23 protein-coding genes are annotated in these 20,582 nt (G+C 70.2%); 16 read left to right on the top strand and 7 right to left on the bottom strand.

What is annotated here, in order from left to right:
• Positions 1-12: 12 nt before the first annotated feature.
• The 6 genes from A9977_RS17920 to A9977_RS17945 are packed head-to-tail and all read left to right on the top strand — an operon-like array spanning position 13 to position 6,612.
• The gene (locus A9977_RS17920) at positions 13-1,350 is read left to right on the top strand and encodes an LLM class flavin-dependent oxidoreductase (RefSeq protein WP_183026232.1); all 1,338 of its coding nucleotides are present in this window, start codon (positions 13-15) and stop codon (positions 1,348-1,350) included.
• A complete protein-coding gene (locus A9977_RS17925) occupies positions 1,350-1,886 on the top strand; it encodes a GNAT family N-acetyltransferase (protein ID WP_183026233.1) in 537 nt (178 codons plus the stop codon). Before A9977_RS17920 ends, A9977_RS17925 begins: the two co-directional genes overlap by 1 nt.
• On the top strand, positions 1,883-3,691 hold the full coding sequence (locus A9977_RS34635; RefSeq protein ID WP_220811887.1) for an amino acid ABC transporter permease/ATP-binding protein: 1,809 nt from the start codon (positions 1,883-1,885) through the stop codon (positions 3,689-3,691). The genes A9977_RS17925 and A9977_RS34635 overlap by 4 nt, the downstream gene beginning before the upstream one ends.
• 34 nt (positions 3,692-3,725) lie before the next feature.
• Positions 3,726-4,643 carry an ABC transporter substrate-binding protein gene (locus A9977_RS17935; protein WP_183026234.1) on the top strand — a complete coding sequence of 306 codons (918 nt, stop codon included), beginning with the start codon at positions 3,726-3,728 and terminating at the stop codon, positions 4,641-4,643.
• A gap of 5 nt (positions 4,644-4,648) precedes the next feature.
• Positions 4,649-5,596, top strand: a complete 948-nt coding sequence (locus A9977_RS17940; RefSeq protein ID WP_183026235.1) for an ABC transporter substrate-binding protein — start codon at positions 4,649-4,651, stop codon at positions 5,594-5,596.
• Positions 5,584-6,612, top strand: coding sequence for an LLM class flavin-dependent oxidoreductase (locus A9977_RS17945; RefSeq protein ID WP_183026498.1), 1,029 nt, complete (start codon positions 5,584-5,586; stop codon positions 6,610-6,612). Before A9977_RS17940 ends, A9977_RS17945 begins: the two co-directional genes overlap by 13 nt.
• Here A9977_RS17945 and A9977_RS17950 read toward each other — a convergent pair.
• Both A9977_RS17950 and A9977_RS17955 read right to left on the bottom strand, forming a co-directional pair.
• Positions 6,609-7,130, bottom strand: a complete 522-nt coding sequence (locus tag A9977_RS17950) for a hypothetical protein (protein WP_183026236.1) — start codon at positions 7,128-7,130, stop codon at positions 6,609-6,611. The two genes, A9977_RS17945 and A9977_RS17950, sit on opposite strands and share 4 nt — an antisense overlap.
• 104 nt (positions 7,131-7,234) lie before the next feature.
• On the bottom strand, positions 7,235-8,140 hold the full coding sequence (locus A9977_RS17955) for an AEC family transporter (RefSeq protein WP_310936161.1): 906 nt from the start codon (positions 8,138-8,140) through the stop codon (positions 7,235-7,237).
• Positions 8,141-8,253: 113 nt separating this feature from the next.
• On the opposite strand from A9977_RS17955, the gene A9977_RS17960 reads away from it, so the two are divergent.
• The 8 genes from A9977_RS17960 (at position 8,254) to A9977_RS17995 (ending at position 15,358) form a co-directional block, all read left to right on the top strand.
• Complete coding sequence (locus A9977_RS17960) at positions 8,254-9,228, top strand: tripartite tricarboxylate transporter substrate binding protein BugE (protein ID WP_183026237.1); 975 nt, start codon at positions 8,254-8,256, stop codon at positions 9,226-9,228.
• 63 nt (positions 9,229-9,291) lie between these two features.
• Positions 9,292-10,233, top strand: coding sequence for a site-specific tyrosine recombinase XerD (gene xerD, locus A9977_RS17965; protein WP_183026238.1), 942 nt, complete (start codon positions 9,292-9,294; stop codon positions 10,231-10,233).
• On the top strand, positions 10,230-11,012 hold the full coding sequence (locus tag A9977_RS17970) for a DUF72 domain-containing protein (protein WP_183026239.1): 783 nt from the start codon (positions 10,230-10,232) through the stop codon (positions 11,010-11,012). The genes xerD and A9977_RS17970 overlap by 4 nt, the downstream gene beginning before the upstream one ends.
• Complete coding sequence (locus tag A9977_RS17975) at positions 11,009-11,980, top strand: tripartite tricarboxylate transporter substrate binding protein (RefSeq protein ID WP_183026240.1); 972 nt, start codon at positions 11,009-11,011, stop codon at positions 11,978-11,980. Before A9977_RS17970 ends, A9977_RS17975 begins: the two co-directional genes overlap by 4 nt.
• Before the next feature lie 31 nt (positions 11,981-12,011).
• On the top strand, positions 12,012-13,004 hold the full coding sequence (locus A9977_RS17980) for a tripartite tricarboxylate transporter substrate binding protein (protein WP_183026241.1): 993 nt from the start codon (positions 12,012-12,014) through the stop codon (positions 13,002-13,004).
• Between the two features lie 62 nt (positions 13,005-13,066).
• Positions 13,067-13,636 carry a TetR/AcrR family transcriptional regulator gene (locus A9977_RS17985; protein ID WP_183026242.1) on the top strand — a complete coding sequence of 190 codons (570 nt, stop codon included), beginning with the start codon at positions 13,067-13,069 and terminating at the stop codon, positions 13,634-13,636.
• Positions 13,637-13,730: 94 nt separating this feature from the next.
• Positions 13,731-14,864: a thiolase family protein gene (locus A9977_RS17990; RefSeq protein WP_183026243.1), complete on the top strand. Its 1,134-nt coding sequence runs from the start codon at positions 13,731-13,733 to the stop codon at positions 14,862-14,864.
• A gap of 47 nt (positions 14,865-14,911) precedes the next feature.
• Complete coding sequence (locus A9977_RS17995) at positions 14,912-15,358, top strand: MaoC family dehydratase (RefSeq protein WP_220811889.1); 447 nt, start codon at positions 14,912-14,914, stop codon at positions 15,356-15,358.
• Here the strand turns inward: A9977_RS17995 and A9977_RS18000 are convergent.
• Positions 15,355-16,158, bottom strand: a complete 804-nt coding sequence (locus tag A9977_RS18000; RefSeq protein ID WP_183026244.1) for a ferritin-like domain-containing protein — start codon at positions 16,156-16,158, stop codon at positions 15,355-15,357. The genes A9977_RS17995 and A9977_RS18000 overlap by 4 nt on opposite strands.
• A gap of 43 nt (positions 16,159-16,201) precedes the next feature.
• Between A9977_RS18000 and A9977_RS18005 the strand changes: the two genes are divergently transcribed.
• Both A9977_RS18005 and A9977_RS18010 read left to right on the top strand, forming a co-directional pair.
• Complete coding sequence (locus A9977_RS18005) at positions 16,202-16,726, top strand: gamma carbonic anhydrase family protein (RefSeq protein WP_183026245.1); 525 nt, start codon at positions 16,202-16,204, stop codon at positions 16,724-16,726.
• A 127-nt stretch (positions 16,727-16,853) separates the two neighbouring features.
• Positions 16,854-17,852, top strand: a complete 999-nt coding sequence (locus tag A9977_RS18010; RefSeq protein WP_183026246.1) for an Hsp33 family molecular chaperone HslO — start codon at positions 16,854-16,856, stop codon at positions 17,850-17,852.
• Positions 17,853-17,859: 7 nt separating this feature from the next.
• Here the strand turns inward: A9977_RS18010 and A9977_RS18015 are convergent, their stop codons facing one another.
• The 4 genes from A9977_RS18015 to A9977_RS18030 all read right to left on the bottom strand — a co-directional run bounded on the left by A9977_RS18015 (position 17,860) and on the right by A9977_RS18030 (position 20,570).
• Positions 17,860-18,813, bottom strand: coding sequence for a hypothetical protein (locus A9977_RS18015; RefSeq protein ID WP_259652030.1), 954 nt, complete (start codon positions 18,811-18,813; stop codon positions 17,860-17,862).
• Positions 18,814-18,846: 33 nt separating this feature from the next.
• Positions 18,847-19,518, bottom strand: a complete 672-nt coding sequence (locus A9977_RS18020; RefSeq protein WP_183026248.1) for an AAA family ATPase — start codon at positions 19,516-19,518, stop codon at positions 18,847-18,849.
• Positions 19,515-20,132 carry a nicotinamide riboside transporter PnuC gene (gene pnuC, locus A9977_RS18025; RefSeq protein ID WP_183026249.1) on the bottom strand — a complete coding sequence of 206 codons (618 nt, stop codon included), beginning with the start codon at positions 20,130-20,132 and terminating at the stop codon, positions 19,515-19,517. The genes A9977_RS18020 and pnuC overlap by 4 nt, the downstream gene beginning before the upstream one ends.
• A gap of 162 nt (positions 20,133-20,294) precedes the next feature.
• Positions 20,295-20,570 (bottom strand): septum formation initiator family protein, encoded by a 276-nt coding sequence (locus tag A9977_RS18030; protein WP_183026250.1) that lies wholly within the window; start codon positions 20,568-20,570, stop codon positions 20,295-20,297.
• Positions 20,571-20,582: the final 12 nt, after the last annotated feature.

Raw genomic sequence — 20,582 nt, forward strand, 5'->3', positions numbered from 1 at the left:
AGGAAGCATCGCATGCGCAACATCCCCTTCGGCGTCATGCTGCAAGGCGCGGGCAGCCACATGAATTCATGGAAGCACCCGGGCGGGCCGGCCGACGCCAGCGTCAACCTCGACTTCTTCATCGGCACGGCGCGCAAGGCCGAGGCGGCCGGCATCGCCTTCGCCTTCGTGGCCGACGGGCTCTACATCAACGAGCAGTCGATCCCGCACTTCCTCAACCGCTTCGAGCCGATCTCGATCCTCTCGGCGCTGGCCGTGGCGACCTCGAAGATCGGGCTGGCGGGCACGGTGTCGAGTTCGTACAGCGACCCGTTCACGGTGGCGCGCCAGTTCGCCTCGCTGGACCTGATCAGCGGCGGCCGCGCGGGCTGGAACGTGGTGACCACGCCGCTGGAAGGCAGCGCGAAGAACTACAGCCGCGCGCACCCCGCGCATGCGCTGCGCTACGAGATCGCCGACGAGTACCTGGCCGTGACCCAGGGCCTGTGGGACAGCTGGGACGACGACGCCTTCGTGCGCGACCGCGCGAGCGGCCGCTTCTTCGACCGCGACAAGCTGCACCCGCTCGACCACAAGGGCCGCTTCTTCGAGGTGGCGGGGCCGCTCAACATCCAGCGCTCGCCGCAGGGCCAGCCGGTGATCTTCCAGGCCGGTTCGTCCGACGCGGGCATCGGCCTGGCCGGCAAGTACGCCGACGCGGTGTTCACCCATTCGCCCTCGCTCGACGAGACGCGCGGCTTCCTGCGCCAGGTCAAGGCCAGCGCGGTGGCACAGGGCCGCCGGGCCGACGACGTGAAGATCTTCCCCGGCATCGGCCCGGTGGTCGCGGCCACCGAGGAAGAGGCTGAGGCCAAGTACCGGCTGATCCGCGAACTGCTGACCATCGAGGAAGCGCTGGCCTACCTGGGCCGCTTCTTCGACCACCACGACTTCGGCCAGTACGCACTGGACGATGCCTTCCCCGAACTGGGCGAGATCGGCCGCAACAGCTTCCGCTCGACCACCGACCGCATCAAGGCCAACGCCAAGGCCAAGGGCCTGACGCTGCGCGAAGTGGCGCTCGAAGTGGCGACGCCGCGCACCGCCTTCGTCGGCACGGGCGAACGCATCGCCGACGAGATCATCCGCTGGGTGGACGAGGGCGCGGCCGACGGCTTCATCCTCGGCTTCCCGGTGCTGGGCCAGGGCCTGGACGACTTCATCGAATTCGTGCTGCCGGTGCTGGAGGCGCGCGGGCGCTACAGCCGCACGCTGCCGGGGCGGACGCTGCGCGACCACCTGGGCCTGCCGCGCAAGGCGAGCCGCCATGTGGCCGCCGGCGACACGGCCGCGGCACGGAGGGCCGCCTGATGCGCGAAGCCTTCGTCTACACCACGCCGCTCGATCCGCGCGCGCAGCCGCTGCTCGACGAGCTGGCCTTCGAGTACGACAGCCGCTACGGCGACGTGCTGCGCGAGCCCGGCGAGCCGCGCGAGATGGAGCGCTACCCGGCGCATCTGTTCGCGCCGCCCCATGGCAACTTCGTGCTGTTGCTGCGCGATGGCGTGGCGGTGGGCGGCGGCGCGTTCATGCGCCACGACGAACGCACGGCCGAGCTCAAGCGCATGTGGACCCACAGCGCGCTGCGGCGCCAGGGCCTGGCGAGCAAGGTGCTGCTCGAACTGGAGGCGCAGGTGCGGCGCCAGGGTTACGAGCGCATCTACCTGACCACCGGCTTTCGCCAGCCGGAGGCGGTGGGCCTGTACCTGGGCCACGGCTACACCGCGCTGTTCGATCCGCCCGAGGACCCGGAGACGCCGCGCAAGCTGCCCTTCGAGAAACAGCTGCAGGTGGCGCGCCCGCCGGCCCGGATCGCGCCGCAGCAGGCCGAGGCGGTGCAGCGATGAACACCACCGTCCTCGACGGCGAGGCCGCACCGGCGCGCGTGCCGCCAGCGCCACGTGCCGCACCCGCCGCGCCGGAAAAAGGCGACTACTCGCACTTCCGCATCGTGCCGGCCCGCTACCCGGCGCGCACCGTGGGCACGGTGTTCGCGGCGGCGGTCATCGCGGTGGTGCTGTATTCGACCCTGACCAACCCGCGCTGGGGCTGGGGCGTGTTCGCGCAATGGTTCTTCGCCGAGCCGGTGCTCGAGGGCCTGGGCCGCACGCTGCTGCTGACGGCGCTGGGCGCGGTGCTCGGCTTCTTCTTCGGCACCGGGCTGGCGCTGGCGCGCGTGTCGCGCTCGCCGCTGCTGTCGAAGCTGTCGTGGGTGTTCACCTGGATCTTCCGCTCGATCCCGGTGATCGTGCTGCTGCTGATCATCAACAACCTCGGCTACCTCTACGAGACGGTGACGCTGGGCATCCCCGGCACCGATGTCACTTTCTTCTCCTACCCGACCACCCAGCTGATCAGCCCCTTCGTGGCGGCGCTGCTGGGCCTGACGCTGAACCAGGCGGCCTTCGCCTCGGAGATCGTGCGCGGCGGCATCCTGTCGGTGGAGCAGGGCCAGCTCGAGGCCGCAGCGGCGCTGGGCCTGTCGCGCAGCCGGCAGTCGTTCCGCATCGTGCTGCCGCAGGCCATGCGTACCATCCTGCCCACGGCCTTCAACGACATCATCGGGCTGGCCAAGGGCACGTCCAACCTCTACATCCTGGCGCTGCCCGAGCTGTTCTACACGATCCAGATCATCTACCGGCGCAACCTGGAAGTGATTCCGCTGCTGATGGTGGCGACCGTCTGGTACCTGGTGATCCTCACGGCACTGTCGGTGGTGCAGCACTACGTGGAGCGGCATTTCTCGCGCGGTGCCTTGCGCAACCCGCCGCGCTCGTGGCTCGGCGGTGTGCTGCGCGGACTGTGGCCTTCGAAGGCGGCGGCGAGCGAGCCCGCGGCGCCGCCCGCCGCGGCACCCGCGCAGCTGCCGCGCTGGACCGATCCGCTCACGCAGGGCGGCGAGGTCACGATCCACGGCGTGTCGAAGCGCTTCGGCGCGCTCAAGGTGCTCGACGAGGTGACGCTCACGGTGGGGCAGGGCAGCGTCACGGTGATCCTCGGCCAGTCGGGCTCGGGCAAGTCGACGCTGCTGCGCGCCATCAACCACCTGGAGCGCGTGGACGACGGCTTCATCGCCATCGACGGCGAACTGATCGGCTACCGCCGCGATGCCGACACCCTCTACGAGCTGCACGAGAAGGAGATCTTGAAGCGCCGGGTCGACGTGGGCATGGTGTTCCAGAACTTCAACCTGTTCCCGCACCTCACGGTGCTGGAGAACATCGTCGAGGCGCCGGTCTCGGTGCGTGGCCTGTCGCGTAGCGACGCCGAGGCGCTGGCCTCCGAGCTGCTGCTGCGCGTGGGCCTGGCCGACAAGACGCATGCCTACCCGCGCCAGCTCTCGGGCGGCCAGCAGCAGCGCGTGGCCATCGCGCGCGCACTGGCGCTCAGGCCCAAGGTGCTGCTGTTCGACGAGCCCACCTCGGCGCTCGACCCCGAGCTGGTCGGCGAGGTGCTGGCGGTGATCAAGGAGCTGGCGCGCTCGGGCACCACGCTGCTGATCGTCACGCACGAGATCGGCTTTGCGCGCGAGGTGGCCGACACCATCGTCTTCATGGAACGCGGCCGCATCCTCGAGACCGGCACGCCCGAGCAGGTGTTCAACGCGCCGAAGCATCCGCGCACGGCCGAGTTCCTGGCCAAGGTCCTCTGATCCTTTTCCTTTCCTTCTTCACTGCATCGCACCCATGACCCCTCGACGAAACATCCTGTCCGTTCTGCTGGCGGCGCTGCTGCTGCCGCTGGCCGCCGCCCAGACCGCACCCGACCTGAGCCCCGAGCAGGCGGGCCGCCCGCGCGCGCAGAAGAACGAGGAGGCGGTGGCGCTGGCCAGGGACTTCAAGTTCCAGAAGGAAGGCGTGCTCGTCGTCGGCACCACCACCGGCCGCCTGCCTTTCGCGGCCTATGCCACCGACACCAAGACGCCCGTGGGCAACGCGCCCGACATCGCGCAACTGGTGGCCGACAGCCTGGGGCGCAGGCTGGAGCTGGTGTCCACCACCTGGGGCGACTGGCCGCTGGGCCTGCAGTCGGGCAAGTTCGACCTGGTGGTGTCCAACGTGACCGTGACCGAGGAGCGCAAGGAGAAGTTCGACTTCTCGACCTACCGCAACGACCAGATCGGCATCTACGTGAAGTCCGACAGCAAGCTGGGCGCGATCAAGGAACCCAAGGACATCGCCGGCCTGCGCACCATCGTGCAGGCCAGCACCAACCAGGAGCAGATCATCCTGCGCTGGAACAAGCAGAACGTGGCGGCCGGGCTCAAGCCGATCGAGCTCCAGTACTACGACGACGACGTGGTGCAGCGCCTGGCGATCCAGTCGGGCCGCGCCGACATCTACGTGGGGCCAAACGCCATCGCGGCCTACGAGGCGCGCGACGGCAAGACCCGGCTGGCCGGCGTGTTCTCCGGCGGCTGGCCGCTGAACGCCGAGATCGCCGTCACCTCGCGCAAGGGCTCGGGCATCGCCGAGGCGGTGACGCTGGCGCTGAACACGCAGATCAGGAACGGCAACTACGCCAGGACCCTGTCGCGCTGGAGCCTGGAATCCGAAGCCATCCAGAGCTCGCGCACCAACCCACCCGGCCTGCCGAAGAACTGAAGACCATGCCATTCACCAGGAACCCACCCGCGGCGTGGATCGCCCGCAGCGTCGTCGCCCTCACGCTGATCACCGGCGCGGCCCATGCCGCCGACAAGTTCGACTTCAGCCCCGAGCAGCCGGGCCGACCGCGCGCGTCCAAGGATGCCGAAGCCGTGAAGGCCATTCCGCCGAACTTCAAGTTCGTGAAGGAGGGCGTGCTGACCGTCGCGATCGCGCCCTTCGCGCCGCCGATCTCGACCTACGCCACCGACGCCCGGACCGTGGTGGGCTTCGACGCCGACTTCGCGCTGCTCGTGGCCGACACCCTGGGCCTGAAGCTCGAGCTGCAGCCCATCGCCTGGGCCGACTGGCCGCTGGGCCTGAGCTCGGGCAAGTACGACGCGGTGATCTCCAACGTGGGCGTGACCGAGCAGCGCAAGGAGAAGTTCGACTTCTCGACCTACAGGCTGGGTCTGCACGGCTTCTACGTCAAGGCCGACAGCGCCATCCAGAGCATCAAGGAACCGAAGGACATCGCGGGCCTGAAGCTCACGACCGGCGCGGGCACCAACCAGGAGCGCATCCTGCTCGAGTGGAACCGGCAGAACGCCGCGGCCGGCCTCAAGCCCGCCACGATCCAGTACTACGACGACGATGTGACGCGCACGCTGGCGGTGGTCACCCAGCGGGTGGAGGCCAACTTCAACCCCAACGCGCCGCAGGCCTACGAGGCCGCGAAGAACGGCCAGATCCGGCTGGTCGGCACGGTCAACGCGGGCTGGCCGCTGAAGTCCGACGTGGCGATCGCCACGCGCAAGGGCAGCGGCCTGGCCGTGGCGCTGACCGCGGCCACCAACCAGCTGATCCGCAACGGAAGCTATGCGAAGACGCTGGCGCGCTGGAGCCTCGCGGAAGAGGCGCTGCCGAAGTCGGAGACCAACCCGCCCGGCCTGCCGAAATTCGCGCCGTGAGCATCCGGCACCTGGCCTTCCTCACGCCCGGCAACTACGCCGAGGCCGACCCGCTGGCGGGCCTGGAGACCGCACTGGGCCTGTTCGAGCTCGGCGAGCGGCTGGGCTTCGACGGCGCCTGGGTGCGGCAGCGGCACCTGGAGCGCGGCGTGTCCTCGGCCGCGACCTTCCTGGCCGCCGCCACCCAGCGCACGCGCCGCATCGAGCTGGGCGTGGCCGTGATCCAGATGGGCTACGAGAACCCTTTCCGCCTGGCCGAGGACATGGCCACGGTCGACATCCTGTCGCGCGGGCGGCTGCAGGTGGGATTGAGCGCAGGCGCGCCGCCGCACGGCGCGCTGCTGGGCCAGCGTTTCTACGATGCGCCGCCGAACACGGTGGACTTCAGCCACAAGCGCGTGGGCCGCTTCAAGGCCAACCTCGAAGACACGCTGCTCGGCGACGCCCAGACCTTCGTCGAGTCGGCCGGCGGGCGCGTGCGGCCGCAGGTGCAGCCGCATGCGCCGGGGCTGATCGACCGGCTCTGGTACGGCGGTGGCTCGCTGCGCTCGGCCGAATGGGCGGGGCGCAACGGCTTCAACCTGCTGCAGGGCAACGTGCTGACGGGCGAGACCACCGACGATTTCCTCACCGCGCAAGGCGGCCTGGTCGCGCGCTACCGCGCCAGCGAGACCGGCGCGCGCCAGGGCAGGGTGGCGCTGGGCCGCGTGATCGTGCCGCTGGACGGCGCCGATGCCGCCACCCGCCGACGCTACCGCGCCTTCGCGGCCGGGCGTGTCGAGCGCACGCTGGCACCGCAGGGCGAGCGGCGCACGCTGTTCGCGGCCGACCTGGTGGGCACGTCGGACGAGATCCTGGAGCGCCTGCACCGCGACCCGGTGCTGCCGCTGGTGGACGAGCTGCGCGTGGAGCTGCCCTACAACTTCAGCGGCGAGGAGTACGCGCAGATCCTGAGCGACCTGTCGCTGCGCGTCGCGCCGGCGCTGGGATGGCGCGGCGGCGTGAATGCGGTTTAGCTGTCGCCGCGCCGCCGGCGCGCCACCTTCACCGCATCGAACCAGAAGTCGACGTTGAAGCGCTGGCCGGTGGCCGCCATGCGCGCGCTCTGGATCGCATGCAGCGGCACCACGCGGGTCTGGCCCGGCAGGTCGCCGTGGCCCACGATGAAGCGCCGGCGCAGGTCGACCTGCTCGATCTGCAGCGTGCATTCGGCCTTGTGGCCCTGCGGGTCGCGGTAGCGCAGGTGGACGCGCGGCCGCTCGTCGACCACCGCATGGCCGCCCTTGGTCTGGATGAACCACTCGGGCAGGGTGTCGGGCGCGGCGCCGTTCTGCGTGCCGCCGAGGCCGCCGCGCATCGTGGGGATCTCGTTGGGCAGGTGGCCGGCGCGCACGCGGGCGGCCGCGATGCGCCTGCGCGCCGAACGCTGCGTGGCGATCCAGCGCCAGCCCCAGCCGCCGAGGGCCAGCAACAGCAGCAGCCCGCTCGCCAGCCGCAGCTGTGCGTTGTCGAAGAGGTCGAGTCCGAAGCCCATGGAGAAGCTCCTTTGCCGTGGTCGATCAGGCCAGGAATGCTAATTCTTTGGTATTCAGTTGAACAGTCCCCCGAACGGGGGATGGCGCCGCGGGCCCGCGGCTGTCAGCGCGGCAGCGCGAGCGCGAAGGGCAGGCTCGCCACGCCCAGCAGCGTGGACAGCGTGACCAGCCCGGCCACGTAGGGCCCGTTGTAGCCCATGCGTGCCGCCAGCACGTAGGCGCTCGAGGCCGTGGGCACGGCGGAGAAGGTCAGGAGCACGCTGGCCTGCACCGGGTCCAGCCGCAACGCGATCGCCAGGCCCCAGCCGATCAGCGGCAGCAGCAGGTGGCGGATCGACAGCAGCGACACCGCCAGCACCTTGCCGCGCGCCAGCGTCGCGAACTGCATGCCGGCGCCGGCCGCCATCAGGCCCAGCGCCAGCGAGGCGGCGCCGATGCGGGTCAGCGTGGGCTCCATCCAGGTCGGCACGCCGAGCCCGAGCAGGTTGACGACCAGGCCGGTGGCCGTCGCGACGATCAGCGGGTTGCGCAGCAGCTGGCGCAGAAAGCCGGTCTGCGCATGGCGTGCCATCGGCCAGACCGCCGCCACGTTCATCAGCGGCACGCCCACGCCGATCAGCACCGCGATCATCAGCAGGCCCTGCGCGCCGCCGAGCCGGTCGGCCAGCGCCAGGCAGATGAAGGAGTTGAAGCGGAACGCGACCTGCACGCTGCCCGCGTGTTCGCGCCGGTCGATGTGCGGGCCGATGCCGGGCAGGTGGGGCAGCACATAGGCCAGCGCGACGCCGCTCGCGCAGACGCCCAGGCCGGCGGCCAGCAGGTGCGAGGTCTCGCCGAAATCGATCGGGCTGCGCACGATCGAATGGAACAGCAGCACCGGGAACAGGAAGTAGTAGACCAGGCTCTCGACCTGGTCCCACACGCGGCGGTCGAGGGCGGTGTAGCGGCACAGCAGCCAGCCGCAGGCGATCAGGGAGAAGTCGGGGAAGAGGAGCTGCGCGTAGTTCACCGGTCGAGGATAAACCGTGCGCTCCGTGGGTAATCCTGGGCATCGGGATCGGCGCCGAGCCGCTAGCATGGCCGTTTTCGTTTCCACGACTTTCACTCACAAGGAGTTTGCTGATGCAACGTCGTCAATGGGGCGCTCTCGCAGGTGCAGCGGCAATGGTCGCCATCGCCGGGCCGGTGCTGGCACAGGGTTATCCGAACAGGGCCATCGAGCTGCAGGTGCCCTTCGCACCGGGCGGCACCACCGACATCGTGGCGCGCGTGATCGCCGACCCGCTGGGCCGGACGCTGGGCCAGAGCGTGATCGTCATCAACAAGGCCGGCGGCGGCGGCGTGGTCGGCGCGGCCGAAACCGCGCGGGCGGCGCCCGACGGCTACAAGCTGGGCATCGCCACCGTGTCGAGCACCGCGGCCAACCCGGCGATCAACCCGAAGACGCCCTACGACCCGATCAACGACTTCACGCCGATCATCAACATCGCGGCGACGCCGAACATCATCGCGGTCAACCCGAACTTCCCGGCGAAGAACTACGCCGAGTTCGTGGCCGAACTGAAGAAGAACCCGGGCAAGTACTCGTACTCGTCCTCGGGCACGGGCGGCATCGGCCACCTGCTGATGGAGCTCTACAAGAGCCTGACCAACACCTTCGTCACCCACATCCCGTACCGCGGCGCGGGCCCGGCGCTCAACGACACGGTGGCCGGCCAGGTGCCGATCATCTTCGACAACCTGCCCTCGGCGCTGCCCTTCATCAAGGCCGGCCGGCTGGTCCCGATCGTGGTGAGCGCGCCCAACCGCGTGGCTGCGTTGCCCAACGTGCCGACCTTCAAGGAAGTCGGCCTGGAACCGGTCAACCGCATGGCCTACTACGGCATCCTGGGCCCCAAGGGCCTGCCGAAGGAAGTGGTCGACAAGATCAGCGAAGGCACGCGCAAGGCGCTGGCCGACCCGGCGGTGCGCAAGCGCATCGAGGACACCGACTCGATCATCGTGGCCAACACGCCCGAGCAGTTCGCGGCCCAGATCAAGGCCGAGTTCGAGGTCTACAAGCAGGTCGTGGTCAAGCAGAAGCTCACGCTGGAGTAGGCCGCCGCCGCTTCTCTTGCCAAGCCGCCTTCGGGCGGCTTTTTGTTTGCTATCTTGCGGGCCATGCCCCGCCCTGTGAAAACGCCTGCCGCCCCCGCTTCCGTGCCGGAGATCGACGACTTCGTGGACGCGCTGTGGCTGGAGGACGGCCTGTCGAAGAACACGCTGGCGGCCTACCGGCAGGACCTCGCACTGTTCGCGCAATGGCTGCGGGCCGAGCGCGCCACCGCGCTCGACCACACGGCCGAGAGCGATCTGCAGGCCTACATGGGCGAGCGCCTGGTGCACGGCGGGCGCGAAGGAAAGACCGGCAAGGCGACTTCTGCCAACCGGCGGCTCACGGTGTTCAAGCGCTACTTCCGCTGGGCCCTGCGCGAGAACCGCATCACGGCCGACCCCACGCTGCGGCTCGCGCCGGCGCGCCAGGCGCCGCGCGCGATCAAGCTGCTGTCGGAGCAGCAGGTCGACGACCTGCTCAACGCGCCCGACGTGAACACGCCGCTGGGCCTGCGCGACCGCGCGATGCTCGAGCTGATGTACGCGAGCGGCCTGCGTGTGAGCGAACTGGTGGCGATCAAGGTGATCGAGCTGAGCCTCAACGACGGCGTGCTGCGGGTGACCGGCAAGGGCGACAAGGAGCGTCTCGTGCCCTTCGGCGGCGAGGCGCGCCGCTGGATCGAGCGCTACATGGACGAGGCCCGCCCGGAGATCCTGGCCGGCCAGCAGACGCCCGACCTTTTCGTGACCGCGCGCGGTGCGGGCATGACGCGCGTGATGTTCTGGATCATCGTGAAGAAGCAGGCCGAGGCGGCGGGCATCCGCTCGCCGCTGTCGCCGCACACGCTGCGCCATGCCTTCGCGACCCACCTGCTCAACCACGGCGCCGACCTGCGCGCGGTGCAGTTGCTGCTGGGCCATGCGGACATCTCGACCACCACCATCTACACCCACGTGGCGCGCGAACGGCTCAAGCAGCTGCATGCGCAGCACCATCCCCGCGGATGACGAAGCCGGGCCTGCCCCCGCTGCGCATCGGCTGTGCCGGCTGGAGCCTGCCGCGCGCGCAGTGGCCGGACTTCCCGGCCGAGGGCTCGCACCTGGCGCGCTATGCGCAGCGCTTCGACGCGGTGGAGATCGACACCTCCTTCTACCGGCCGCACCGCACCGAGACCTATGCGCGCTGGGCCGCGAGCACGCCCGCGCATTTCCGCTTCGCGGTCAAGCTGCCCAAGACCGTCACGCACGAGCGCCAGCTGGTCGATGCGATGCAGCCCTTCGACGACTTCCTCGCGCAGGTCGCGGGCCTGGGCGAGCGGCTGGGCTGCCTGCTGGTGCAGCTCGCGCCGCGGCTGGCTTTCGAGGCCGATGTGGTGGCGCGCTTTCTCTCGGATGTGCGCGCGCGTCACGCCGGCGCGATGGCGCTCGAGCCGCGGCATGCGAGCTGGTTCACGCCCGAGGCCGATGCGCTGCTGGCGCGCTTCGCGGTCGGCCGGGTGCTGGCCGACCCGGTGCTGCATGAGGCTGCCACCGCGCCCGGCGGCTGGCCGGGCCTGGTCTATGTGCGCATGCACGGCACGCCGCGGGTCTACTGGTCGGCCTACGACGAGGCCCTGCTCGCGCGCGTCGCGCAACGCCTGCGCCAGGCGCGAGCCGAGGGCGCGGAATGCTGGTGCGTGCTCGACAACACGGCCGGCGGCGCGGCGGTCGGCAATGCGCTGAGCCTTGCGCGGCAGGCGGCAGAATCGGTGCCGGATCACAACAACACGGAGACCGCATCCTCATGACCGCTCGCAAGAATTTCTGGACCGCCCTCGCGCTCGCCGCCGCCGCGGGCCTGGCCTCGGCGCAGGGCTACCCGAGCACCAAGCCGATCCGCCTGATCGTCGGCTACCCGCCCGGCGGCGGCATCGACTTCGCTGCCCGCACGGTGCAGGTGCCGCTGCAGGAGGCGCTCAAGCAGCAGATGGTGGTCGACTACAAGCCCGGCGCCAGCGGCATGATCGCCGCGACCGAGCTGACCCGGCAGGCGCCCGACGGCTACACGCTGCTGCTGGCCAACACCGGCCCCTTCGCCATCGCGCCCTACCTGCAGTCCAAGCCGCCCTACGACCCGGTGAAGCAGTTCACCTACATCGGCCAGATCAGCCAGGGCAGCTACATCGCCGTCACGCGCAACGACCATCCGGCCAAGGACCTCAAGGCCTTCGTGGCCTGGGCCAAGGGGCAGCCGGGCAAGGTCAACTTCGCCTCGGGCGGCGCTGGCACCTCGACCCATCTCAACGGTGAACTCATGAACCAGGTCACCGGCCTGGACATGACGCACGTGCCCTACAAGGGCAGCGCGCCGGCGGTGCAGGACCTGATCGGTGGACAGACGCAGATCCTGATCGACGCCGGCAGCGTGCTGCTGCCGCAGGTCAAGGGCGGCAAGCTCAAGGCGCTGGCCGTGACCGGCCCCAAGCGCGACCCGCAACTGCCCGACGTGCCCACGGTGGCCGAGCTGGGCCTGGGCGGCATGGAGTCGGTCGGCTTCCAGGGCCTGGTGGGGCCGGCGGGCATGCCCAGGGACGTGGTCGACCGGCTGTCGAACGAGCTGGCCAAGGTGCTGGCGCAGCCCGACATCCAGGCCAAGTTCGCGGTCGCGGGCGCGGAAGTGCATTCGCTGGGGCCGACGGCCTTCTCGGCCTTCGTGAAGGCCGACAACGAGAAATGGGCCAAGCTGATCCGGGAACGCAAATTGCAGCTGGACTGAGAACCGAACAACCTTCAACGAGAACGATCGAATGGATTCCCGAATTTCGCGGCGCGGCGCGCTGGCCCTGTCCGCCCTGGCCCTGGCCGCCGCCGGCACGCTCTGCGGCGCCGCCGCCTCGGCGCAGGCCCTGCCCAAGACCTTGCGCATCGTCGTCGCCTATCCCGCGGGCGGCGTGAGCGACACCGTGGCGCGCGCGCTGGCCGACCGGCTGGCGGCGCAGATGAACATCCCGGTGGTGATCGACAACAAGGCCGGCGCCAGCGGCAGCATCGGCATGGACGCGGTGGCCAAGGCAGCGCCCGACGGCGCCACGCTGGGCTTCTCGGCGATCAGCCCGCTGGTGCTCAACCCGCACCTGGGCAAGTCGCCCTTCGATCCGCTGAAGGACATCCAGCCGATCGCCAGCGTGATGTATTCGCCGGTGCTGCTGATGGCCACCTCGGCCAGCACGAGCAAGGACTTCGCCGGCCTGCTGGCCGATGCGAAAGCCAAGCCCGGCGCGATCCGCTGGGCCACCTCGGGCCAGGCCTCGCTGGGCCACATCATGCTGGAGCAGCTGCACGTCGGCGCGCGCATCGAGGTCACGCACGTGCCCTACAAGGGCGGCGGCCAGCAGATGAACGATGCGATCAGCGGCCAGTTCGAGGTGCTGTCGACCAACGCGGGCGGCGCGCTGTCGCAGTACATCAAGGCCGGCAAGCTGCGGCCGCTGGCGGTGGGCGCGCCGGCGCGGCTCGAGAGCCTGCCCGAGGTGCCCACGCTGGCCGAGCTGGGCTACCCGGCCGCCAACCTGTCCTCGCTCTTCGGCGTGTTCGCGCCGGCCGGGCTGCCGCAGTCGCTGGCCGCGCGCTACAACGCCGAGATCAACAAGGCGCTGGCCACGCCCGAACTGCGCGCCAAGCTGGTCGCGACCGACAACGTCCCGACCGGCGGTGCCGCAGCCGACTTCGCCAAGGCCATCGTGGCCGAGTACGAGAGCAACGGCCGGGCCATCAAGGCGGCGGGCATCAAGGCCGACTGAGCGACAGGGTCATCGGCAGTGCCAGGCTGGCGTGCGCTGCCAGCCTACCTTATAGTAGGCCCATGCCCACTGCCTCGCTTGCCGCCCCCTCCACGCGCGAACAGATCGTGCGCGTGGCGCGCCGGCTGATCCGCACGCGCTCCTACCTGGGCTTCAGCTTCCAGGACGTGGCCGACGAGATCGGCATTCGCAAGGCCAGCCTCTACCACCATTTCCCGAGCAAGGAAGCGCTGGGCATCGCGGTGCTGCGCGAATCGAACCAGTCCTTCAAGGACTGGGCCGCCAAGCCGCGCGCGCCGGCCGAGGCGCTGGAGGCCTACTTCCTCATGTACCGGAACGCCCTGCAGGCCGGCGCGGCGGTCTGCCCCGCGGGCGCGCTGGCGCCGGGCTGGGACTGCATCGAGGACGAGCTGCGCCAGACCGTGCGCGAGCTGCGCGACACCCAACTCATGTGGCTCACCGGCGTGCTGGGCGCGCTGGTGCACGGCGCCGCGAAGCCGGTGTCGGCCGGCGCGTTGGCCGCCTGCGTGTTCGCGACCGCCCAGGGCGCGCTGCTGTCGGCCCGCATGAGCGGCCGGCCCGAGGATTTCGACGCGGTCATCGACCCATTGAAAGCCATGCTGCCGACCTGAGACAACCCAATTCCCCGCGGCACGCCTGGCGTGCCTTTTTTCAGCCCTCAAAGACTACCGATCGGTTGGTAGTCAATCATTGAAAGGAACCGTCATGAAAGCCGTCATCGCCGCCTATGCGCGCACCCCCTTCCACTTCGCGCGCAAGGGCGCCCTGGCCGAAGTCCGGCCCGGCACGCTGGCCGCGCAGGCGGTGAGCGGCCTGCTGGCGCGCACCGACCTCGACCCGGCGCTGATCGAGGACGTGATCCTGGGCTGTGCCTACCCCGAGGCGTCGCAGGGCAACAACCTGGCGCGCATCGTCGGCCTGCTCGCGGGCCTGCCGCTGGAGGTGGGTGGCATGACGGTCAACCGCTTCTGCGGCTCCTCGATGCAGGCGGTGCACATCGCGGCCGCGCAGATCGAGGCCGGCATGGGCGAGGCCTTTCTGTGCGTGGGCGTCGAGTCGATGACCATGGTGCCGCAGGGCGGCTTCAACTTCTCGCCCAGCCCGGAACTGCTGGCGAACACGCAGGCCTACATCTCGATGGGCGAGACCGCCGAGAACGTGGCCACGCGCTGGAACGTGAGCCGCGCCGACCAGGAAGCGCTGGCGGTCGAGTCGCACCGCAAGGCCGCGGCCGCGCGCGCCGAAGGCCGGCTGGCCGAGGAGATCGTGCCGGTGCGCCTGGCCAACGGCGAGTTCGTCGAAGCCGACGGCTGCATCCGCCCCGGCACTTCGGCCGAGGCGCTGGCCGGGCTCAAGCTGGCCTTCCGGCCCGACGGCTCGGTCACGGCCGGCACCTCGTCGCCGCTGACCGACGGTGCCGCCGTGGTGCTGGTCACCAGCGATGCCTTTGCCGAAAAGCATGGCCTGAAGCCGATGGCGCGCATCCGCGCCTTCGCCTCGGTGGGCGTGGACCCGGCGGTGATGGGCATCGGCCCGATCCCGGCCACACGCAAGGCGCTGGCGCGGGCCGGTCTCACGGTGGCCGACCTCGACGTGGTCGAGATCAACGAGGCCTTCTCCTCGCAGGCGCTGGCCTGCATCCGCGACCTCGGGCTCGACCCGACCACGGTCAACCTCGACGGCGGCGGCCTGGCCATCGGCCATCCGCTGGGCGCCACAGGCGCGCGCATCACGGGCAAGGCCGCTTCGCTGCTGGTGCGCGAGAACGGGCGCTATGCGCTGTCGACCCAGTGCATCGGCGGCGGGCAGGGCATTGCGACGGTGCTCGAACGCGTCTGAGCGGGGCCGTGACAAGATGGCTGCACCCGATTTCCCAGGAGACCTTCTTGTCGAAAAAACTCTACCTCGATGACCTCCGGGTCGGCGACCGCTTCACGACCGGCGAGCATGCGCTCGATGCGGCGCAGATCATCGCCTTCGCGCGGCAGTTCGACCCGCAGCCTTTCCACACCGACCCCGAGGCGGCGCAGTCCACTTTCTTCGGCGGCCTGGCCGCGAGCGGCTGGCACACGGCGGCGCTCACGATGAAGCTGCTGGTGGAAAGCGGCCTGCCGCTGGCAGACGGCGTGATCGGGTCCGGCGGCGAGATCCAGTGGCCGCAGCCGACCCGTCCCGGCGACGTGCTGCATGTGGAGGGCGAGGTGATGGAGATCATTCCTTCGCGCTCCAAGCCCGGCCGCGCGATGGTGCTGATGCGCTGCGAAACCAGGAACCAGCGCGGCGAGGTGCTGCAGCGCTTCGGGCCGAAGCTGGTGGTGGCGAGCCGGCCCTAACCGGCCACCAGCTCGTTCAGCTCTTCCTCGGTGAAGCCGGCCAGCGCGCGCGCCTCGAGGTTGAAGGGCGCGCGCAGCCGCGGCGCGTCGTGCCGGCGGTAGAGCACGCGGTAGTGCGCGACCGGGTCGAAGCCGTCGCGCTCGCAGGCCCAGCGGTACCAGCGGTTGCCCACGGCCACATGGCCGACCTCGTCGCGGAGGATGATGTCGAGGATCGCGATGGCCGCGCTCGCATCGGGCGTGGCCACGCGCTGGAGCTTGGCCTGGATCAGCGGCGTGGCGTCGAGCCCGCGCGCCTCGAGGGTGCGCGGCACCAGCGCCATGCGCGCGAGCACGTCGTGCGCGGTCTTCTCGCACATGGCCCACAGGCCGTCGTGGCCGCTGAAGTCGCCATAGCCGAAGCCCAGGGTCCGCAGGTGCGCATGCAGCAGCTCGAAGTGCAGCGCCTCCTCGCCGGCCACGCGCAGCCAGTCGCGGTAGTAGGCCTCGGGCATGCCGTCGAAGCGCCAGACGGCGTCGAGCGCGAGGTTGATCGCGTTGAACTCGATGTGGCAGATCGAATGGATCAGCGCGGCCCGGCCCTCGGGCGTGAAGGGCGAGCGCTTGCCGACCTCGGTCGCGCCCACGCGCAGAGGGCGCTCGGGCCGGCCGGGGACATCGGTTTCGTCGACGCTGCCGTGCAGCGTGACCGGGGGCAGGGAAAGGGTGGCGGCATCGGCCGCGAGCGCGCGCGTGGCGGCCACCTTGGCCTCGGGATCGGTCAGGCGCAGGGCGGCGAGGGCGCCTAAACGGGGGTGCATCCCTACAATTCTAGTTTTAGCCCCAGAACAAGGAGACACCGCGATGGCCCTCTATGAACTCGATGGCGTGGCGCCGCAGCTGGCGGAAGGCGCCTGGGTCGCCGACAGCGCGCAGGTGATGGGCGCGGTGGTGCTGGGCGAGAATGCCAGCGTCTGGTTCGGCGCGGTGCTGCGCGGCGACACCGAGACCCTCACCATCGGCCGCAACAGCAACGTGCAGGACCTGTCGGTGCTGCACGCCGACATCGGCTGCCCGCTGACACTGGGCGAGAACGTCACGGTCGGCCACCAGGTCATGCTGCACGGCTGCACCATCGGCGACAACACGCTGATCGGCATCCAGGCCGTGGTCTTGAATAACGCGAAGATCGGCCGCAACTCGATCGTTGGCGCCGGCAGCGTGGTGACCGAGGGCAAGGAGTTTCCGGACAACTCCCTGATCATCGGCGCGCCGGCCAAGGTGGTGCGCACGCTCGACGATGCGGCGGCCGCTAAGCTGCGCGCGAGCGCGGAACACTATGTGGAAAACGCCCATCGCTTTGCGAAGGGCCTCAAGAGAATCAGCTAACCCCCCAGGCTTGCCCACTTCGTGTGGCCTCCCTCCCCCTTGCAGGGGGCCATGCCAGCGGCCCGGCAAAGCCGGCTCCGCGGTATGTCACGTGAAGAAAAAGCCTGATCAAGAGAAAGACGATGCTGTGAGCGAGCTGCACAAATTCCTGTTCGACGGCATGCCGGTGCGCGGCATGATCGTGCGCCTGACCGACGCCTGGCAGGAAATCCTGGCGCGCCGCGCCGCCAACACCACCACCGGGGCCTACCCGGCGCCGGTGGCCGAGCTGCTGGGCGAGATGACCGCGGCCGCCACGCTGATGCAGTCCAACATCAAGTTCAACGGCTCGCTGATCCTGCAGATCTTCGGCGACGGGCCGGTCAAGGTCGCGGTGGCCGAGGTCCAGGCCGACCTGGGCCTGCGCTCGACCGCCACCATGGTCGGCGAGCTGCCGGCCGATGCGCGCTTCCCCGACATGGTCAACGTTCAGAACAAGGGCCGCTGCGCGATCACGCTCGAGCCCAAGGGCCGCGTGCCCGGCCAGCAGCCCTACCAGGGCGTGGTGCCGCTGTTCGGCGACGACGGCCAGAAGCTGGGCAAGCTCAGCGACGTGCTGCAGCACTACATGCTGCAGAGCGAACAGCTCGACACCACGCTGGTGCTGGCGGCCGACGACAAGGTCGCGGCCGGCCTGCTGATCCAGCGCCTGCCGGTCAAGGGCGAGGGCAACCTCGAGGGCACGGCGGGCAGCGACCTGAACCTGGCCAACGAGGACGAGATCGGCCGCAACGAGGACTACAACCGGATCTCGATCCTGGCCTCGACCCTGACGCGCGAGGAACTGCTGACGCTCGACGTCGAGACCATCCTGCGGCGTCTGTTCTGGGAAGAGAAGGTGCTGCGCTTCCAGCCGCAGGTCGGCGCGCTGGGCCCGCACTTCGCCTGCAACTGCAGCCGCGAACGCGTGGCGCAGATGATCCGCGGCCTGGGCGTGGAAGAAGCCGAGGAGATCCTCGCCGAGCGCGGCGACATCGAGGTCGGCTGCGATTTCTGCGGCAAGCAGTACCGCTTCGACGCGGTCGACGCGGCCCAGATCTTCCGGCCGCCGGGCAACCAGCTGCCGGCCAGTCCCACGGTCCAGTGAGGCCGCGTCAGCGCGCCGTCGCGAAGCCGCTGAAGCGGATGTCGGGCGCGCTGGTGTTGTGCCTGGAGGGCGGGCTGCGCGCAAAGCGCAGGTCCATGGCCCGCAGCGTGCCGAGTTCCGGCAGCGCCGTCACGGTCGGCGCGGTGTCGGGCGTGGCGCGCCACTGCAGCTCGCTGACGTCGGCGTTGTCGGGCTGCACGTACATCGAACGCAGCACGGCGAAGGGCCGGCCGTCCGCTGCGGCGGGCCGCAGCGCGACGTCGAGCGCGGTGCGCCGGCGGCTGATCTCGGCCACTGTCACCCGTGCCTTGCCGCCATCGGCAAAGCGCAGCCGCAGCACAAGCGGCTGCGTCGCGACCGTGATCGAGGCGATGTCCACTACGGGCCTGCGCGCCTGGGTGACCGGTCCCAGCAGGAAGGTTGAGCCGTAGACGCCGTCGCCGAAGCGCGCTTCAGGCAGGGGCTTGAGGCGCCATGAGCCGTCCGACGGGTACATCACCAGGGCCTCCTTCGGCTCGGCGCCGTCGCCCGTCTTGGCGAAGACCTGCAGCAGATGAATGCCGCGCACGGTGCGGCCGTCGACCGTCACGGGCACGCGCTGCGGCCGCCAGAAGCGGGCCAGGGTGAGCCCGACGATGCGCCAGCGCGGGCCGTCGTGCAGCACCAGGCGGCCTGGCTCGAAATCGAAGGCCGGGTCGGTGGGGTGCGTGCCGCCGTCGAAGTTGCAGCCGGAGAAGTCGGGGGCGGTGGTGTCGCGCTCGATGCGATCGAGGTAGGCCGGCTGCAGTGCTTCGACCCGAAAGCCGGCGATGCGCGGCCCGCTCAGGGCCACGGACACGTTGTCTTCTTCGGCGCAGGCCGTGGCCGTGCTCTGGTTGACCACCGTCGCCAGCGCGGGGGCGGCGATGGCCGGCCCGCTCGCCGCCAGGCAGACAAAGGGAACCCAGTGAAGCCACTGCATCGGCATCTCCCAACGAGGGCGGCGTGGCCGCCTTCAGGAGCGTCGTGCCACCAGTTCGGTGAAGAGGCGATGTTCGCACACCGGGTCGGAGCATTTCTCGCACGACCACTGCCAGCCTTCCCTGGCGCGGCCGGCCGGGCGACGCGCGGCGGGCGCCTCGGACTGCGCGGCCAGGTTCAGCGCATTCCAGGCATTGCTCAAGCGCTCGCCGCCGCTGCCGTGCACCACCGCGTACGAGATGCCGCCCCGGCCCAGCGCGGCCCGCACCAGCGCATCGACCGGTTCGCGCACATGCGGCCCGTCGCGCTGCAGGCCGTCGGCCACCCAGGGCAGGTCGAGCGCGGTGAGCAGCGTCACGGCGTAGCCGGCCTGCGCGGCCAGCGCGTCGGCATGGAGCGAACGGTCGTCGAACAGCAGCTCGCTGTAGACCGCGGTCATGAGCGCCGTGGTGTCGGCCACTGCCACGCCCTGCCGCGCGGCCAGCGCGATGCGCCGGCTCTGCTCAGCGGCGATGGCGGCCTGCTCGTCGGGCCGCGGCGTGCGGCCCTCGCGCTCGCACCATTCGCGCAGGTACTCGGGCACCAGGGTGGCGACGATGCCGCGCTGCGTCAGCCGCTCGGTCAGCGCGCCCGCGAGCGCGGTCTTGCCCGTGCTCTCGGCGCCGAGCACCGCGATCACGCAGCCCGCGGACAGCGAAGGCGTCATGCGGCCACCCTCGGCAGGCGCCGCTGCCAGGCGAGGTAGCCCGCCACGCTGAGGGCCGCGAACACCGCATAGAGGCCCACGGTGAGCCACAGCCCCTTGTGGATGAACAAGCCGATGCTCACCGCATTGACCGCGAGCCAGACCAGCCAGTTCTCGATGTACTTGCGCCCCAGCAGGAACTGGCCGACCAGGCTCAGCCCGGTGGCGAAGCCGTCCCACCAGGGCACGTCGGTGTCGGTGAAGCGGCGCAGGAAGAGCGCGACCGCGGGCCAGGCCACGGCGCAGGCGACCAGCACCAGCGCGATGCCGCGCGGCGACAGCCGCGTCACCCGCAGCGCGCTGCCGTCGGCGCGATGCCCGCGCAGCCACTGGAACCAGCCCCAGAACGCGACGCTGGCGAAGAAGATCTGCAGCGAGGCGTCGCCATAGATGCGGGCCTGCGCGAACACGCCGAAATACAGCAGCGAACTCACGATCGCCAGCGGCCAGCCCCAATGGATCTCGCGCATGTTGCAGCCCACCATGACCAGCGCCAGCGACGCCGCGAGCACCTCGAGCCAACTGGTCGGAGCGCCCCAGAGCACGAAGGCGGGCGCGGAAAAGAACTCAGGCATCACCGCATTCTGCAAGGAGTAAGAGGGGGCCCGTCGCCATCAGCGGCAAGCGAAGCGAAGCCCCTTCGTGAAACACCGCGGAACCGGCTCTGCCGGGCCGCCGGTGTTGCCCCCTTGAAAAGGGGGAGGGAGAAGCGACACGAAGTGCGCGGAGCCTGGGGGTTACTTCGTTATTTGTACGAAAACCTCGTCCGGCTTGACCATGCCCAGCTCCTGCCGTGCACGCTCTTCCACCATCTCGAGGCCTTCCTTGAGGTCGTTGACCTCCGAGCCCAGCCGCTCGTTGGCCAGCGCCGCGCGGGCGTTGGCCTCCTTCTGGGCCACCAGCCTGGATTCGAGCCGCGCCACCTCGGGCACGCTCCCGCGCCCGGTCCACAGCTGCCACTGAAGGATCAGCAGCAGCAGGGCCAGGACGAGGGGAACGATGCGCGAGCGCATGCGGCGCCGAAG

The sequence above is a fragment of the Variovorax sp. UMC13 genome (genome assembly GCF_014170375.1).
Lineage (GTDB): Bacteria > Pseudomonadota > Gammaproteobacteria > Burkholderiales > Burkholderiaceae_C > Variovorax.

Bases quoted from the DNA above. Each gene is read 5' to 3' on its own strand.
- A9977_RS17990 (WP_183026243.1), top strand. From the start codon at position 13,731: ATGAAAGCCGTCATCGCCGCCTATGCGCGCACCCCCTTCCACTTCGCG.
- A9977_RS17940 (WP_183026235.1), top strand. From the start codon at position 4,649: ATGCCATTCACCAGGAACCCACCCGCGGCGTGGATCGCCCGCAGCGTC.
- A9977_RS18015 (WP_259652030.1), bottom strand. From the start codon at position 18,813: ATGCAGTGGCTTCACTGGGTTCCCTTTGTCTGCCTGGCGGCGAGCGGG.
- xerD (WP_183026238.1), top strand. From the start codon at position 9,292: ATGCCCCGCCCTGTGAAAACGCCTGCCGCCCCCGCTTCCGTGCCGGAG.
- A9977_RS17925 (WP_183026233.1), top strand. From the start codon at position 1,350: ATGCGCGAAGCCTTCGTCTACACCACGCCGCTCGATCCGCGCGCGCAG.
- A9977_RS18020 (WP_183026248.1), bottom strand. From the start codon at position 19,518: ATGACGCCTTCGCTGTCCGCGGGCTGCGTGATCGCGGTGCTCGGCGCC.
- A9977_RS17935 (WP_183026234.1), top strand. From the start codon at position 3,726: ATGACCCCTCGACGAAACATCCTGTCCGTTCTGCTGGCGGCGCTGCTG.
- A9977_RS18030 (WP_183026250.1), bottom strand. From the start codon at position 20,570: ATGCGCTCGCGCATCGTTCCCCTCGTCCTGGCCCTGCTGCTGCTGATC.
- A9977_RS18005 (WP_183026245.1), top strand. From the start codon at position 16,202: ATGGCCCTCTATGAACTCGATGGCGTGGCGCCGCAGCTGGCGGAAGGC.
- A9977_RS17950 (WP_183026236.1), bottom strand. From the start codon at position 7,130: ATGGGCTTCGGACTCGACCTCTTCGACAACGCACAGCTGCGGCTGGCG.
- A9977_RS17960 (WP_183026237.1), top strand. From the start codon at position 8,254: ATGCAACGTCGTCAATGGGGCGCTCTCGCAGGTGCAGCGGCAATGGTC.
- A9977_RS17985 (WP_183026242.1), top strand. From the start codon at position 13,067: ATGCCCACTGCCTCGCTTGCCGCCCCCTCCACGCGCGAACAGATCGTG.
- A9977_RS17920 (WP_183026232.1), top strand. From the start codon at position 13: ATGCGCAACATCCCCTTCGGCGTCATGCTGCAAGGCGCGGGCAGCCAC.
- A9977_RS17975 (WP_183026240.1), top strand. From the start codon at position 11,009: ATGACCGCTCGCAAGAATTTCTGGACCGCCCTCGCGCTCGCCGCCGCC.
- A9977_RS17970 (WP_183026239.1), top strand. From the start codon at position 10,230: ATGACGAAGCCGGGCCTGCCCCCGCTGCGCATCGGCTGTGCCGGCTGG.
- A9977_RS17980 (WP_183026241.1), top strand. From the start codon at position 12,012: ATGGATTCCCGAATTTCGCGGCGCGGCGCGCTGGCCCTGTCCGCCCTG.
- A9977_RS18000 (WP_183026244.1), bottom strand. From the start codon at position 16,158: ATGCACCCCCGTTTAGGCGCCCTCGCCGCCCTGCGCCTGACCGATCCC.
- pnuC (WP_183026249.1), bottom strand. From the start codon at position 20,132: ATGCCTGAGTTCTTTTCCGCGCCCGCCTTCGTGCTCTGGGGCGCTCCG.
- A9977_RS34635 (WP_220811887.1), top strand. From the start codon at position 1,883: ATGAACACCACCGTCCTCGACGGCGAGGCCGCACCGGCGCGCGTGCCG.